At 71.9% G+C, this 14,950-nt stretch carries 13 protein-coding genes; 8 read left to right on the forward strand and 5 right to left on the reverse strand.

Annotation, left to right across the window (positions count from 1 at the left end; all coding sequences use genetic code 11):
• The first annotated feature begins 61 nt into the window (after positions 1-61).
• On the forward strand, positions 62-1,435 hold the full coding sequence (locus tag ACEN9V_RS12590; RefSeq protein ID WP_413600598.1) for an L-serine ammonia-lyase: 1,374 nt from the start codon (positions 62-64) through the stop codon (positions 1,433-1,435).
• Positions 1,436-1,645: 210 nt separating this feature from the next.
• A complete protein-coding gene (locus tag ACEN9V_RS12595) occupies positions 1,646-3,964 on the forward strand; it encodes a hypothetical protein (RefSeq protein ID WP_413600599.1) in 2,319 nt (772 codons plus the stop codon).
• Positions 3,965-3,983: 19 nt separating this feature from the next.
• Here ACEN9V_RS12595 and ACEN9V_RS12600 read toward each other — a convergent pair whose 3' ends face one another.
• Genes ACEN9V_RS12600 through ACEN9V_RS12620 form a run of 5 tightly spaced genes read right to left on the reverse strand, consistent with a single transcriptional unit; the run spans position 3,984 to position 8,692 of the window.
• Positions 3,984-4,820, reverse strand: coding sequence for a class II fructose-bisphosphate aldolase (locus ACEN9V_RS12600; RefSeq protein ID WP_413600600.1), 837 nt, complete (start codon positions 4,818-4,820; stop codon positions 3,984-3,986).
• The gene (locus tag ACEN9V_RS12605) at positions 4,817-5,749 is read right to left on the reverse strand and encodes a 1-phosphofructokinase family hexose kinase (protein ID WP_413600601.1); all 933 of its coding nucleotides are present in this window, start codon (positions 5,747-5,749) and stop codon (positions 4,817-4,819) included. The genes ACEN9V_RS12600 and ACEN9V_RS12605 overlap by 4 nt, the downstream gene beginning before the upstream one ends.
• A complete protein-coding gene (nagA, locus tag ACEN9V_RS12610) occupies positions 5,746-6,864 on the reverse strand; it encodes an N-acetylglucosamine-6-phosphate deacetylase (protein ID WP_413600602.1) in 1,119 nt (372 codons plus the stop codon). The genes ACEN9V_RS12605 and nagA overlap by 4 nt, the downstream gene beginning before the upstream one ends.
• Positions 6,861-7,814 (reverse strand): ROK family protein, encoded by a 954-nt coding sequence (locus ACEN9V_RS12615; protein WP_413600603.1) that lies wholly within the window; start codon positions 7,812-7,814, stop codon positions 6,861-6,863. The genes nagA and ACEN9V_RS12615 overlap by 4 nt, the downstream gene beginning before the upstream one ends.
• Positions 7,814-8,692: an SIS domain-containing protein gene (locus ACEN9V_RS12620; protein WP_281266141.1), complete on the reverse strand. Its 879-nt coding sequence runs from the start codon at positions 8,690-8,692 to the stop codon at positions 7,814-7,816. The genes ACEN9V_RS12615 and ACEN9V_RS12620 overlap by 1 nt, the downstream gene beginning before the upstream one ends.
• Before the next feature lie 132 nt (positions 8,693-8,824).
• Between ACEN9V_RS12620 and ACEN9V_RS12625 the strand changes: the two genes are divergently transcribed.
• The 6 genes from ACEN9V_RS12625 (at position 8,825) to ACEN9V_RS12650 (ending at position 14,941) form a co-directional block, all read left to right on the forward strand.
• Entirely contained in the window at positions 8,825-9,613 is a 789-nt protein-coding gene (locus ACEN9V_RS12625) for a DeoR/GlpR family DNA-binding transcription regulator (protein WP_413600604.1), read from the forward strand.
• Positions 9,614-9,777: 164 nt separating this feature from the next.
• A complete protein-coding gene (locus ACEN9V_RS12630) occupies positions 9,778-10,983 on the forward strand; it encodes a Gfo/Idh/MocA family protein (protein WP_413600605.1) in 1,206 nt (401 codons plus the stop codon).
• A 23-nt stretch (positions 10,984-11,006) separates the two neighbouring features.
• Positions 11,007-12,326: an ABC transporter substrate-binding protein gene (locus ACEN9V_RS12635; protein ID WP_281266138.1), complete on the forward strand. Its 1,320-nt coding sequence runs from the start codon at positions 11,007-11,009 to the stop codon at positions 12,324-12,326.
• Positions 12,327-12,351: 25 nt separating this feature from the next.
• Positions 12,352-13,335, forward strand: a complete 984-nt coding sequence (locus ACEN9V_RS12640) for a carbohydrate ABC transporter permease (RefSeq protein ID WP_413600606.1) — start codon at positions 12,352-12,354, stop codon at positions 13,333-13,335.
• Positions 13,332-14,186 (forward strand): carbohydrate ABC transporter permease, encoded by an 855-nt coding sequence (locus ACEN9V_RS12645; RefSeq protein WP_413600607.1) that lies wholly within the window; start codon positions 13,332-13,334, stop codon positions 14,184-14,186. The genes ACEN9V_RS12640 and ACEN9V_RS12645 overlap by 4 nt, the downstream gene beginning before the upstream one ends.
• The gene (locus ACEN9V_RS12650) at positions 14,183-14,941 is read left to right on the forward strand and encodes a hypothetical protein (RefSeq protein WP_413600608.1); all 759 of its coding nucleotides are present in this window, start codon (positions 14,183-14,185) and stop codon (positions 14,939-14,941) included. The genes ACEN9V_RS12645 and ACEN9V_RS12650 overlap by 4 nt, the downstream gene beginning before the upstream one ends.
• The last annotated feature ends 9 nt before the right edge of the window (positions 14,942-14,950 follow it).

The raw sequence follows: 14,950 nt of genomic DNA on the forward strand, positions 1-14,950 counted from the left end.
TCCGGACGGGCTCCGTCCGTCTGGACGGGCTCCGTCCGTCTGGACGGGTTAGGGTGGCGACGTGCCGGTCTCCGTCTTCGATCTGTTCAGCATCGGTGTCGGCCCGTCGAGCTCCCACACGGTGGGGCCGATGCGCGCCGCAGCCGAGTTCGCCGATCGCGTCCGGGCACTGCCCGTCGTGACGATCCGCGTCGACCTCTACGGCTCGCTCGCGTCCACCGGGCAGGGACACGGAACGCTCGGCGCCGTCGCGATCGGGCTCACGGGCGAGCTGCCGGAGGACGTCGACCCCGACGCGATGACGGCGGCGCTCGACACGCTCGAGGAGACCGGCGTCCTGCGGATGTCCGGCGGGCAGCGTGTGCCGTTCCGGCTCCGCGACATCGTCCAGCACCCCCTGACGATGCTGCCCAGACACCCGAACGCCATGCGGCTCCGCGCGTTCGACGAATCCGGCTCCGAGATCGCCGTCGAGACCTACTACTCGGTCGGCGGCGGGTTCATCACGCGGGACGGCGACGACGAGCCCGCGGCCGTCGCCGAAGCTGCGATCCCCGTCGACGACACCGTGCCGCACCCGTTCTCCAGCGGCGCGGAACTGCTCGCCGCCTGTGCCGAGACCGGTCTCCCGGTCAGCGGGATCGCCCTCGCCAACGAGGTCGCGACCCGCTCCGAGGACAGCGTCCGCGAGGAGCTGCTCCGCATCCACGGCGTGATGGAGTCGTGCGTCGACCGCAGCGTCCGGCGAACCGGAACCCTGCCGGGCGGGCTCGAGGTCCGGCGACGTGCAGCCGACTGGTTCGGACAGCTCACCCGCGACGACCCCGACCACGACCCGCTGTTCGCGATGGAGTGGGTGAACCTCTGGGCGATGGCGGTCAACGAGGAGAACGCATCGGGCGGACGCGTCGTGACGGCGCCGACGAACGGTGCGGCGGGCATCATCCCCGCGGTCCTGGCCTACGCACTGCACTACGTCGACGGGCTCGACCGCGACGAGGCCATCGTCCGCTTCCTCCTCACCGCGGGCGCGATCGGGTCGATCTACAAGGAGCGCGCCTCGATCTCCGGTGCCGAGGTCGGCTGCCAGGGCGAGGTGGGTTCCGCCGCGTCGATGGCGGCCGCCGGGCTCGCCGAGGTCCTCGGCGGGACCCCGGAACAGGTCGAGAACGCCGCAGAGATCGCGATGGAACACAACCTCGGGCTGACCTGCGACCCGATCGGGGGGCTCGTGCAGATCCCCTGCATCGAGCGCAACGCGATCGCCGCGAACAAGGCGGTCAACGCGGCCAGGATGGCGCTCCGCGGGGACGGCGTGCACCACGTGTCGCTGGACCAGGTCGTCGAGACCATGCGGCAGACCGGTGCCGACATGTCGACCAAGTACAAGGAGACCGCGATGGGCGGTCTGGCGGTGAACGTCCCGCTCTGCTGACGTGACCGGCGTACCGGAGCCGAGCCGGGCCTCCAGTTCGACGCGTGGGGGACCGGGCGGGGTACGACGCTCCACAACTGGGGGCGCGCATTCCGGCGTCACCGCTGTCGGAGTGGCGCCTCCGCGGGTTAGCGTGCTCGCGTCCGCTCGATCACCGAGCGGACCGGTGCCCACGGATCGGGCGCCGCGCAGAGTCATGGAGTGACGCCGATGCACCACCGCACCCTCGCCTTCCTGACGGCGGCCGCCCTCGGGGCGACGCTCGCCGTCGGTGTCGCCGCACCCGCCTCGGCCGGGACGGCCCCCACGCCGACCGTCCCGTCGACCGTCGCGTCCTCGGGGTCCGTGCCGACGTCCTCGGACCCGACGGACGGCAAGACCCCCGCCGACACCCCGGTCGACCTCACCGTCGTGCTGCGCCCGACGGACCAGACCGCGCTGCGGGACCTGCCGGCCACCACGGCCGGAGCCGGTCCCGACGAACGGAGCGACGCGGTCGACGCCCTGGCGCCCGAGGAGCCGCACGGCGCAACGGTCCGGTCGGCGCTCGCCGCAGCGGGGTTCACGGTCACCGACCTGGACACCTGGGAGCTCGAGGCCACCGGAACGGCAGCGCAGGCCGAGGCGCTCTTCGCGACCACACTGGTGGGCAGCGGCGACGGCATGCACCCCACCGGCGACGTCGTCATCCCGGCGTCCTTCGGCGACTCCGTGACCACGGTGTTCGGGCTCGACGCCCGGCCCGCCGCATCGCACGCGGCGCTCCCGGGCGGCTACGCCCCTGCTGACCTCGCCAGGGCCTACGGCTCCTCGAGTGCGGCGAGCGCCGGAGCCGGCACCACCGTCGCGACCGTGCAGCTCTCCGGCTGGGACCGCAACGACCTCGTCGCCTACGCGGCGGCCGTCGGGCGACCGGTCCCCGCGCTCGACCAGATCGCCGTCGACGGCGCCGACGTCCACCAGGCGGACGGCTCCGGCGGCGAGACCGAGGTCGCGCTCGACCAGGAGGCCCTCCTCGCCACGGCGCCCTCGGCGCGGCAGCGCGTCTACGTGGCACCGAACTCGTTCCAGGGGCTCTACGACGCCTACAGCCGCATCGCGGACGACGTCCAGCGTGCCGGCATCACGGCCGTCAGCGTCTCGTGGGGCTCCTGCGAGTCGCTGACGTCCGCGGCAGCCCGCGGGGCGCTCGACGACGCGCTCGACCGCATCGTGGCCGCCGGGGCGACCGTGTTCGCCGCCTCCGGTGACGACGGCGCGATGTGCCCGACCGGACCCCGCTCGTCGGTCCGCTCGGTGACCTACCCGGCATCGTCGCCCGCCGTGGTCGCGGTCGGTGGGACCTCGCTGCGGACCACGTCGTCGGGCACCTCGGAGTCCGCATGGTCGAACACGTACGGAGCAGGCGGGGGCGGCGTCTCCGCGGCGTACGACCGCCCGGCGTGGCAGTCCGGCACCGGTGTCACGGGCACGAAGCGCCTCGTCCCCGACATCGCCTCGGTCGCGGACCCCGCGGCCGGGCCCGGGATCTACCTCGGCACGGCGCACGGCTTCGCGCTCGGCGGCGGCACGAGTCTCGCGTCGCCGGTCGTCGCCGGCCAGCTCGCCGCGGCACTCGGGACCCGCGGGTGCACCGTCGGCATCGGGGACCTGCACCAGACGCTCTACTCGAACCCGACGGCGTTCCGCGACGTGACGTCGGGGACGAACGGCACTGCGGCGGCGACCACCGGGTACGACCAGGCGACAGGACTCGGGACGCCGAACTGGGGCGTGCTCGGGGCCCTGCTGCCGACCGGCGGGTGCGCGGGCGGTGGTGCCGGTGCTCCTGCCGCTGTCGGGCCGGCCGCGGCAGGAGCCACGGCCACGGGGATCACGGGTTCGTCGACGCCGGTGCCCTCCGGCACGTCGATCCGGTCACCGCACGGGCTGTACTGGCTCGACCTGCAGTCGGACGGCCGCCTCGTTGAGTGGGGCGGCGGACGGGCGCTGTGGTCGTCGAACGTCGCGTCCGCACGGGCGACCCTCACGGTCGGCACCGACGGCACGCTCGCGATCCGGTCGACCACCGGTGCGACCGTCTGGGCCGCCGGCAAGCCCTCAGCGGGAGATGCTCCCGTGCTGCAGGTCACCGACCTCGGCGTGGTCCAGCTCGTCCGTGGGACGACGGTCCTGTGGCAGCAGGTCCCTGGTACGCGCGACCGCTTGGTGCCCGGCGCCAGCCTCGTCCCCGGACAGGAGATCCGGGACACCACCGGACACCGTCGTTTCATCGTCCGGGACGACGGCCAGCTCCGGATCATCCTCGGATCGAAGACGGTGTTCGCCGTCTCCGGTGGCCGGGGCAGCTCGCTGCGGGTGCAGACGGACGGCAACGTTGTGCTGTACGACGCGGTGGGCAAGGCGAAGTGGTCGACCGCGACGTGGCGGTACGGGGGGAAGAACATGCAGTTGCGGATGCAGACCAACGGTGACCTGGTGCTCGCGCAGGGGACGACGATGAGGTGGCACTCCAGGACGAAGGGCTGAGCGCCACGGCCTCGTCGCGTCAGCGTGCCAGGAGTGTCAGGAGTCTCGCGGTCTCGGTCGTGATCGCGTCGCGGCCGGCGGCGACGTACTTCCGCGGGTCGACCAGTTCCGGCCGCTCGTCGAGGACGTCGCGGAGCGCCCGGGTGAAGAGCCCGTTGAGGTGCGTCGAGATGTTGATCTTCGTCATCCCCGCCGCCACCGCACCACGGAGCTCGTCGTCCGACAGTCCCGACGACCCGTGCAGCACGAGGGGCACCGGCACGCTGTCGTGCAGCCGCCCGATCAGGTCGCGGTCGACGGCGGCCTCGCGGGTCTGCATCGCGTGCGAGGTCCCGACGGCGACCGCGAGGGCGTCCACCCCAGTCGCGGCCACGAACGCCGCTGCGTCGGCCGGGTCGGTGCGGACACCCGGTGCGTGCACGCCGTCCTTGCCGCCGACCTCGCCGAGCTCGGCCTCGATCGCGATCCCGGCCGCGTGGCAGCGGTCCGCCAGGACACGGGTGGCGGCGACGTTCGCGGCGTAGTCGAGGTGCGAACCGTCGTACATGATCGAGTCCACCCCGAGCGCGATGCCCTCGGCGACCAGGTCGGTGTCCTCGACGTGGTCGAGGTGCACGAGGACCTCGACGTCGGCCGAGCGCGCGATCGCCTGGGTCGCGGTCGTGATGGGTGCGAGCCCGCCGTGGTAGCGGACGCAGTTCTCGCTGATCTGCAGGATCACCGGCAGGCCGGCGGCGGCCGCACCCGCGACGATCGCCTCGGCGTGCTCGAGCAGGACGACGTTGAACGCCCCGATGCCGTGCCGGGTCGATCGGGCGGTGTCGAGGAGCCCGGTGAGGGCCAGGTCGGTGATCATGCGGGACTCCTGGTGGGGTCGAGGGCGGAGAGGAACCGGTGTGCGGCGTCGTGGTCGATCTCGCCGGCGACGGGACGGAGGACCGCTGCTGCGCCGAAGGCCGCGGCCGTGCGCAGTGCGAGGGCGGTGTCGGCGCCGCGGGACAGTGCGAGGACCAGGCCGGCGGTCGCGGCGTCCCCCGCGCCGGTGGGGTTGCCGGTGACGCCGGGCACGGCAGGCACCTCGACCACGTCGTCGAGCGCGTGTGCCGCGATGCCGTCGGCGCCGCGTGAGACCACGACCAGCCCGGCACCGCGCCGGAGCAGGTCGAGCGCGCCGTCCCGTTCGTCCGGCAGGCCCGTGGCCTCGGCGAGTTCCTCGCGGTTCGGTTTGCACACGGTGGCACCGGCGTCGGCCGCGGCGAGGAGGGACGGGCCGGAGAGGTCGGCGACCACGAGGACCCCCGCCGCGATGGCGTCGGTCGCCCAGGGGACGACCACGGTCGGCTCGGCACCGGCGGGGAGCGAGCCCGAGAGCACGAGCGCGACGGGTCCGCCCGGAGCAGCCGTCCCGAGGGCGGCCCGGACGGCGTCGTCGACCCGAGACCACGACCCAGGTGGCACCGACGGCCCGGGCTCGCCGAACATCGTGGGGTGGGCGAGGTCGTCGACCACCGTCACGGTGGTGCGGGTCTCGCCGGGGACCGGGACCGTGGTCGCATCGAGCCCGAGGGCGGCCACCGCATCGGCCACCCAGGCCCCTGCGGCGCCGCCGAGTGGCAGGACCGAGTGGGTCCGGACACCCTCGGCGTGCAGCACACGTGCGACGTTGAGCCCCTTGCCGCCGGGTCGCCGGTCCACGTTCCGGACGCGTTGGGTCGTGCCGACACGCTGTTCGTCGACGCGGTAGGTGACGTCCACCGCGGGGTTCGGCGTGACGACGACGATCATGCGAGGACCCCTTCGGTGAGCGGACGGGCGCGGAGCCGATCGGCGTCGAGCACGAGCAGGTCGGCGCGTGACCCGGGGCTGAGCGGCTTCGGGAGACCGAGCAACGCCGCGGCGTTCCCCGAGGAGAGGGCGACGGCTTCGGCGATCGCGTCCGGACCGCTCGCGAGCACGCGGGCGACGGCGTCCGCGATCGTGCTCGTGCTGCCGGCGAGTGACGACCCGTCCGCGAGCATCGCGACACCGTCGGACACCACGACGTCCGATCCGGCGATCCGGTAGCGTCCGTCCGGGCACCCGGTCGCGGCCATCGCATCGGACACGAGCACCATCCGGCCGGCGGCGCTGCGGCGAACCAGGTCCACCGCGACGGCGTCGAGGTGGTGACCGTCCACGATCGCTTCGACGGACAGACGGTCGTCGGTCAGGGCGACGCCGACCGGGCCGGGATCGCGGTGGTGCAGCGGGGGCATGCCGTTGAAGACGTGGGTGACGAGTCGCGCACCGGCATCGACGGCGCGCAGGACCGTGTCGGCGTCCGCGTCGGTGTGCCCGATCGCCACGACGATCCCGGCGTCCGTGAGTCGGCGGACCGCGTCGAGTGCGCCGGGGAGCTCCGGTGCCAGGGTGACGATCCGGAGCGCGTCGGCCGCGGCGTCGAGGTACTCGTCCACCTCGGCCGTCGTCGGTGCGTGCAGCAGGTCCGGTGCGTGTGCTCCCCGTCGGGCGGGCGAGAGCCACGGCCCCTCGAGGTGCAGTCCGACGAGGGTGCCGTCCGCGACCAGTGGCCGGAGCCGACGGAGTGCCGACAGGGTGTCCGCAGGGGTACCGGTCGCGATCGACGCGACGAGCGACGTCGTCCCGCGGTCGGCGTGGAAGGCGGCCACGGCGCGGGCGTCGTCCGTGGTGCAGGTCGCGAAGTCGTGACCGAGCGCACCGTGCGCGTGCAGGTCGACGAAACCGGGCACGACCGTGCCGTCGGTCTCGACCACGCGTTCGTGGGGAGGGGCGTCCCCGGAACCCACGGCAGCCACCCGCCCGTCCTCGACGAGCAGCCAACCCCCGTCGGTCGTCCCGGTCGGGGTGACGAGCCGCGCGGAGCGGACCAGCGTGCTCACCGCGTGCCCTCGGCGACGCGGGTGCCACGCTCGAGGAGATCGCGTGCGAGCAGGCCGGCCCCGATCGCGCCCGCCGCGTCTCCGTGACGGGCCGGCACGACCGCGGGGACACGGAGCCCGACCAGCCGGTCCGCGACCGCCGCACGGAGGGGGTCGAGCAGGAGCGGGCCGGACCGGGCCAGGCCCCCGCCGACGACGACGGTGTGGCATCCGGCCACCGCGGTGGTCCACCCGATCACGTCAGCGAGGACCTCGACGCACTCGTGCCAGACCCGGACGGCCGTCGCATCGCCCTGCTGCACGAGGAGCATGGCGGCGTGCGCGCTCTCGACACCGGTCCGGCGTGCGACAGCGCCGGCCGAGGCGATCTCCTCGACCCGGGCTCCGGCGTGCGGCCCGTGTGCGAGCCGGACCTGGCCGACCTCGCCGGCCCATCCGCCGCCGTCCACCACGGTGCCGTCGACGACGAGCGCACTCGCGAGCCCGGTGCCGATCGGCAGGAACACGGCGGAGCCGTCGTCGAGGCCACCCGATCGGACCTCGGCGAGGGCACCGGCGCGGACGTCGTGCCCGAAGGCGAGCGGAACGTCGACGCCGCGGGCGAGCAACGCCGCGAGCACCCGTGCACGCACCGGGACGTCCCGCCAGCCGAGGTTGACCGAGAGCACCGAGGTGCCGGCCCGCTCGTCGACGACACCGGGGACGACGACCCCGACGGCATCGAGCGAGACGGTGCTGTCGGCATCGAGCGAGACGGTGCTGTCGGCATCGAGCGGGACAGCGCCGACGGCGAGGTCCGCGACGGTCTCCGCGAGCCGCTGCGCGTCGGGGTCGTCCTTCGGCGTCGGCACCCGGTACTCGGCGAGGACCTGCCCGTCGGCATCGGTCAGTCGGGCCTTGATGCCCGTGCCGCCGACGTCGACCCCGAGCACGGCCCCGCTGCCGGCCATCAGGTGAGGATGACCGAGCGGGTCAGGGAACGCGGGTGGTCCGGGTCGAGCCCACGACGCTCGGCCAGCGCGACCGCGAAACGGTGCACGACGACGAGCCCCGCGATCGGGTCGAGGTCGTGGTGGACGAACCGGGCGCCGGTCGCGGCGACCTCGTCCGGCAGACCGTCGGGCGTGCTGCCGAGGGACCAGACGAGTCGACCGGGCTGCGCGATCGCGATCGGGCCGTGCCGGTAGTCCATCGCCGGGTACGACTCGGCCCAGAACTGCGCGGCTTCGCGGGTCTTGAGCGCGGCCTCGAACGTCAGGCCGACGGCGGCGCCGCGACCCACGAACGTCACCTGCTCGGCGTCGAGGAGGTCCTCGATGGGCAGCGCGAGCGCCGCTTCCGCCTGGACGGCCAGTGCATCGACGTCATCGCCGATGGACGCGCGCAGCAGGGCGAGCGCCGTCGTCGCGAAGCGGGTCTGGACGACCGAACGCTCGTCGGCGAACGGCAGTGCGATCGTGTCGTCCGCGACCGCCGCCGCCGGGCTGTCCGGCACGGCGGTGATCAGCACGGTGCGCTGCGTGGGGAGGTCGGAGAGCAGCGAGACGATCTCGGTCGTCGTGCCGGACCGGCTGATCGTCACGACGCGGTCGTACTCGCGTCCGGTCGGGTACTCGGAGCCCGCGAACGCGTCGGTGACGCCGAGGCCGGCCTGCTCGCGGGCCACGGCGTAGCTCATCGCGATGAACCAGCTGGTCCCGCACCCGACGACGGCGACGCGTTCGCCTGGCTGGGGGAGGGTGTCGACGAAGGAGGGGAGCAGGGCGGCCGCAGCGCGCCAGGTCTCCGGCTGCGACGCGAGCTCTTCGCTCACGAAGGTGTCGGTCATGGGTGCCTTCCGGTCCGGTCTCGATCCGGGTGATCGATGGTCGGAAGCATAGCGAGCGATCGTGCTCGATGCGAGAGGAAAACGTCATTTCCGATCAGTAGCCGAGTGTGGCACGCCCGTAGGATGGCCGTCATGACTCCGCAACAGCGGCTCAACGCCCTGCTCGAACTCGTGAGCGAACGGGGCAACGTGTCGATCTCCGAGATCGGCGAGATGCTCGGGATCTCCCCGGCCACCGCTCGCCGCGACCTCGCGACCCTCGCCGACCAGCGGCTGGTCACCCGCACGCACGGCGGGGCCGCCGCGCTCGGCGCCGGGTACGAGCTGCCGCTGCAGTACAAGATCGCCAGGCAGGCAGAGGCCAAGACGGCGATCGCCCGTGCGACGGCGGCGCTCATCGCCCCGGGTGACACCGTCGGGCTGAACGGCGGGACCACCACCACCGAGGTCGCCAGGGAGCTCGGCAAGAGCGAACGCTTCATCCGGGCGGACGGCGAGTACGGCGTCACGATCGTCACCAACGCGCTGAACATCGGGTACGAGCTGTCGGTGCGCGCCAACGTCAAGATCGTCGTCACCGGCGGCGTCGCACGTCGTCAGTCCTACGAACTCGTCGGCCCGCTCGTCCGCGACACCCTCGACGAGTTCGCGCTCGACGTCGTCGTGCTCGGCGTCGACGGCCTGACGGGCCAGTACGGCGCCACCACCATGCACGAGGGAGAGGCCGAGGTCAGTCGGCACTTCGCCTCCGTCGGGCGTCGGGTGATCGTCGTGGCGGACTCCACCAAGATCGAGCGCTCGACGTTCGCGCGGATCTGCCCGCTGGACCGGATCGACGTCCTGGTCACCGACCAGTCCGTCCCGCCGACGTTCGCGGCCGACCTCGCCGCCGCCGGCGTGGAGCTCGTCGTCGCCGACTGAGCCGGACCGGGGCTGACGGGCCCGCCGGCACCACGACGTCGCGCCCGGACGTTACCGGCGTGTAAAACCCTCGCATCTCGCTTCCGTGAGCGATCCGTGAGCGCCTATTGTGCATTCATGATCGATTCGGCATCATGGGCGTCACAATCACGCAAAGGAGCGAGATGAGCGTCGACACGTACGAAGGACTCCGCATCGCGGTGATCGGCATGGGCCAGCGGTCCGCCATCGCCCGCCACGTCGCCGAGGCGGTCGCCTCGGGCCCCGATCTGGAGGCCCGGGTCACCGCCGTCGCGGACGTCACCGCCGACGGGCGGGAGCGCGGACGCAGCGAGTACCCCGACGCGCTGGTGGTGGAGTCCCACCGTGACCTCGTCGGCGCGGTGGACGCGGCGATCGTCACGACCCCGGACTGGACGCACGCCGAGATCGCGATCGACCTGCTCCGCGCGGGCATCGCGGTCTACCTCGAGAAGCCCCTCGCCATCACGGTGGAGGACGCGGACGCCGTGCTCAACACCGCTGCCGAGACGGGCACCCCGCTGTACGTCGGCCACAACTTCCGGCACGCCGCCGTCGTCCGGCTCATGCGCGAGATCGTCGAACGCGGCGAGATCGGCGAGGTCAAGGCCGTCTGGTGCCGCCACTTCGTCGGGAACGGCGGCGACTACTACTTCAAGGACTGGCACGCCGACCGCACCAAGGTCAACTCCCTGCTGCTGCAGAAGGCCAGCCACGACCTCGACGTCATCCACGCCCTCGGCGGCGGCTACACCAGCCGTGTCGTCGGGATGGGCTCGCTGTCCGTCTACGGCGACGTCACCGATCGTCGCGACCGCAGCGGTGAGCTCATGGGGGACTGGTTCTCGCTCGACAACTGGCCGCCGCTCGACCAGACCGGTCTGAACCCCGTCGTCGACGTCGAGGACGTCTCGATGGTGATGATGACGCTCGACAACGGCGTGCAGGCGAGCTACGAGCAGTGCCACTTCACGCCGGACTACTGGCGGAACTACACCGTGATCGGGACCGAAGGCCGTCTCGAGAACATCGGCGACACCGGCGGCGGCGTGGTCAAGGTCTGGAACCACCGCCGCGGGTGGGACGTCCAGGGCGACCGCGAGTACCCGATCGACGGCGTCGACTCCGGCCATGCGGACGCCGACCTGCTCACCATGACCGAGTTCCTGCGCAGCGTCGCACTCGGCGAACCGACCTCACTGTCCCCGGTCGCGGCGCGAGCCGCGGTCGCCGCCGGCGCCCTGGCGACCCGCTCGCTGCGGGGCGGCTCCGTGCCCATCGACGTCCCGAGCCTCCCGGCCGAGACGATCTCCCACTTCACCCTCCCCACCCAGACCGTCACGCGCTGACGGCCGTGCGAAAGGACCACCCGATGACCGCACACTTCCCCGCCCGAGGAGCCCGACGCATCCTCCTCGGCGCCGTCGCCGCCCTCGGCGCAGCCGCCCTGCTCGCCGGGTGCTCGACCTCCTCGGGCGCCGCGGGTTCCGGCGGCGACTACGAGAAGGTGTCGAAGGACACCAAGGCGACCCTCGACTACGCCGTCTGGGACGAGAACCAGGTCAAGGCGATCAAGGCCAACATCAAGGGCTTCAACGAGGAGTACCCCGACATCACGGTCAACGTCGACGTCACCCCGTTCGCCAACTACTGGACGAAGCTCCAGACGCAGGGCTCGAGCAACACGCTCCCCGACCTGTTCTGGATGAACGGCCCGAACTTCCAGCTGTACGCGGCCAACGGCAAGATCGCGCCGATCACCGGCGAGGTGAAGGCGGGCGCGATCGACCCGAAGAACTACTCGTCGGCGCTCAACGACCTGTACACGTACGACGGCACCCAGTACGGCGTCCCGAAGGACTTCGACACGATCGGCGTCTGGATGAACAAGGCGCTGTTCGAGCAGGCCGGCGTCGCGATGCCGTCGAAGGACTGGACCTGGGACGACTTCCAGAAGACCGGCGCCGAACTCTCCGAGAAGCTCAAGGCACAGGGCGCGTACGGTGCCGCCGGCGGCATGGACGGGCAGACGACCTACTACGACACCATCTTCCAGGCCGGCGGCTCCGTCCTGAACGACGACGCCACGAAGTCCGAGTACGCGTCGAAGGCGTCCGAGGAGGGCCTGCAGTTCTGGACGGACCTCATCAAGTCTGGGGCGTCGCCCTCGATCAAGCAGCTGACCGACACGACCGCGGACCAGTGGTTCACGTCCGGGAAGCTCGCGATGTACCAGGGCGGCAGCTGGTTCCGCTCGGCGCTGACCGGCACCGACATGGAGAAGGACGTCGTCGTCTACCCGCTGCCCAAGGGCAAGGAGCAGGCAACGGTCATCCACGGCGTCTCGAACGTGGTCGCCGAGGGCAGCAAGAACAAGGCAGCGGCCCAGGCGCTGCAGGTCTACCTCGCCGGCAAGACCGCGCAGCAGCAGCAGGGCGACATGGGCGCCGTGATCCCGGCCTACACCGGCACGCAGGACGCCTTCACGAAGACGATGCCCGACGCCGACCTGCAGGTCTTCCTCGACGCCGTCGACTACGCCAAGCCGCTGCCCGTCTCGAAGAACACCGCCGCGTGGAACACCCTCGAGACGAACCTGCTCCCGAGTGCGTTCGACGGGTCGAAGCCCGTCGACGAGGTCGCGAAGGACCTCGCCCAGAAGATGGACGCCGCCCTCGGCAAGGAGAAGTGACGCCCCGGCGTCAGGGAGTGACCCGATGACGATCCACACCGAGCAGCAGCCCGACACGGCGGCGACACCCGCCGTCGGCCCCGCCCGGACGCAGCACGCGTCCGGGCGGGGCGCCCCCGGCGGTGCCCCCCGCCGCCTGATCCGGACCGACGGTGCATGGCCGTGGCTGTTCGTCCTGCCGCTGCTCATCGGCGTCGGCACGTTCTACATCTGGCCGATCCTCCAGACGTTCTGGTACTCGTTCACCACGTGGGGCGTCTTCGGCGGCGCGACGTTCTCGGGTCTCGCCAACTACGGTCGCCTGCTGGCCGACCCGCAGCTGTACCAGTCGCTGCTCAACACCGTGATCTACACGGCCATCGTGCTCGTCGGCATCCCGATCGCGGTGTGGCTCGCGAGCCTGCTGAACACCCCTGGTCTGCGGTTCGCGCAGTTCTACCGTGTGCTGTTCTTCCTGCCCTACGTCGCGATGCCCGCGGCGATCGCCCTGGTCTGGCGGATCATGTTCAACGGCGACTACGGGATCGTGAACTGGTTCCTCGGGCTGTTCGGCATCGACGGCCCGTACTGGATCTCGACCCCGGGCTTCGCGCTCGTCGCGGTGAGCCTCGTCGGCCTGTGGTCGTCGCTCGGTTTCTCGATGATCATCCTCGGCGCCGGCCTCAAGGACATCCCACCAGAGCTGTACGAGGCGGCCGAGCTCGACGGCGCCAGTCGCTGGCGCCAGTTCCGTTCCGTGACCGTGCCGCTCCTGACGCCGAGCATCTTCTTCGTGGTCATCGTCACGACGATCTCCAGCTTCCAGCTGTTCGACCTGCTCTACGCCATCCTCGGCAGCACCAACCCGGTGATCCCGAAGACGATGTCACTCGTCTTCTACTTCTACAGCGCCGGGTTCATCGACAACGACAAGGGCTTCGCGGCCGCGATCGCGATGATCATCTTCGTGCTCATCGGCATCGTGACGCTCGTGCAGTTCCGCTTCCAGAAGAAGTGGGTGCAGTCATGACCACCACCACGATCAGGACCGGGAAGCGCCCAGGCCGCCGCGGCGGCTCCCACTGGTGGATCCACGTCGTCCTCGGCATCGGCGGGTTCGCGATGGCGTTCCCGTTCCTGTGGCAGATCATCATGGCGCTGTCCACGAACGCGCAGGTCCAGTCCGTCACCCCGACGTTCTGGCCCGGCGAGCTCCAGTGGCACAACTTCGCCGAGGTCTTCGAGCGGCTGCCGTTCCTCAGCCAGCTCGGCACGTCGGTGTACGTCACGATCATCCGGACGATCGCGCAGATCATCCTGTGCACCTTGGCCGGTTACGCCTTCGCCCGGATGCGGTTCCGCGGTCGCGCGGTCCTGCTCGGGATCGTCCTGTCGATCCTCCTGGTGCCGTCGCAGGTGTACCTGATCTCGCAGTACCAGATCGTGCAGGGGCTCGGCTGGCTCGACACCCTCGCCGGGATCGTCGCGCCCGGTCTGTTCAGTGCGTTCGGCACGTTCCTGATGCGGACCGCGTTCCTCACCATGCCACCTGAGCTCGAAGAGGCGGCGCGCATGGACGGCGCGAACCCGTTCCAGGTGTTCTGGCGGATCATGCTGCCGCTCGCCCGGCCCTCGATCAGCGTGCTCGCGATCACGACGGTGCTGTGGTCGTGGAACGAGCTGCTCTGGCCGCTGGTCGTGTCGACCCGCGCCGAGGACATGCCCCTCGCCGCCGGCCTCGCGACGCTGTCGAGCGACCGGACGATCGACTACCCGGTACTCATGGCCGCGAGCCTGATGGCGATGGCACCGGTGCTCATCATGTTCATCGTCCTGCAGCGTCGCGTGATCGACGGGCTGGCCTCGTCCGGCCTGAAGTGAGCCGGGAGGCCCGCCCCGGCTCCGTCGCGCTGCTCGCGTCCGCGATCGGTCGCCTCCAGGACCCGGGGGCGCTCGCCGCGGACCTCGCGGCGAGCGTCGCCGACGCCCCGCCGGTCGAGCGGGACGCGCTCGCGATGGCGGCCGTGGACGCGGTCCTCCCGCAGACCGCCACGTGGCTCGCCGCCCACGGGGCGACCGCCGAGCAGGCGTCCGCGAGCGTCGCCGACGTCGCACGCAAACGCGACCGGTACGGGATCCGGGGGACCGGGCTGGACTGGTTCTGCGCGGTCGCGACCGGACGCGTGGTGGCCGTGGGGCGCCTCCAGTTCGAACTCGGCGCCCACCTGCCGGACGGGACGCCGACATGGAGTGTCCATGTCCCGGAGACCGGGCCGCTCGACCCGGTCGCCTGCGACCGGGCGTTCGCCGACGCTCCTGACCTGCTCCGACGGCTCGCACCCGGCCACGGCGCGACGTCGTGGTCCTGCCGGTCGTGGCTCCTCGATCCCGGGCTCGCGACCGCGCTCGGACCGGACGCCAACGTCGTCCGGTTCGCCCGACGGTTCCGGTTGCTCCCGCCCGGTTCGCACGACGCGGTCGAGGGCGACGACAGCGCGGCGAAGTTCGTCTTCGGGACCGGGCTCGCCACGGCGCGTGCCGCACGTCCTGCCGGGCGTGTGCAACAGGCGGTCCACGACCGGTGGGCGGGCGGCGGGCACTGGACCGAGCGCACCGGGACCGCGCCGATCGCGTGAGCCGGACCA

Origin of the sequence: Curtobacterium sp. Curtsp57, assembly GCF_047324335.1 — a bacterium.
In the GTDB taxonomy this organism is placed as follows: Bacteria; Actinomycetota; Actinomycetes; order Actinomycetales; family Microbacteriaceae; genus Curtobacterium.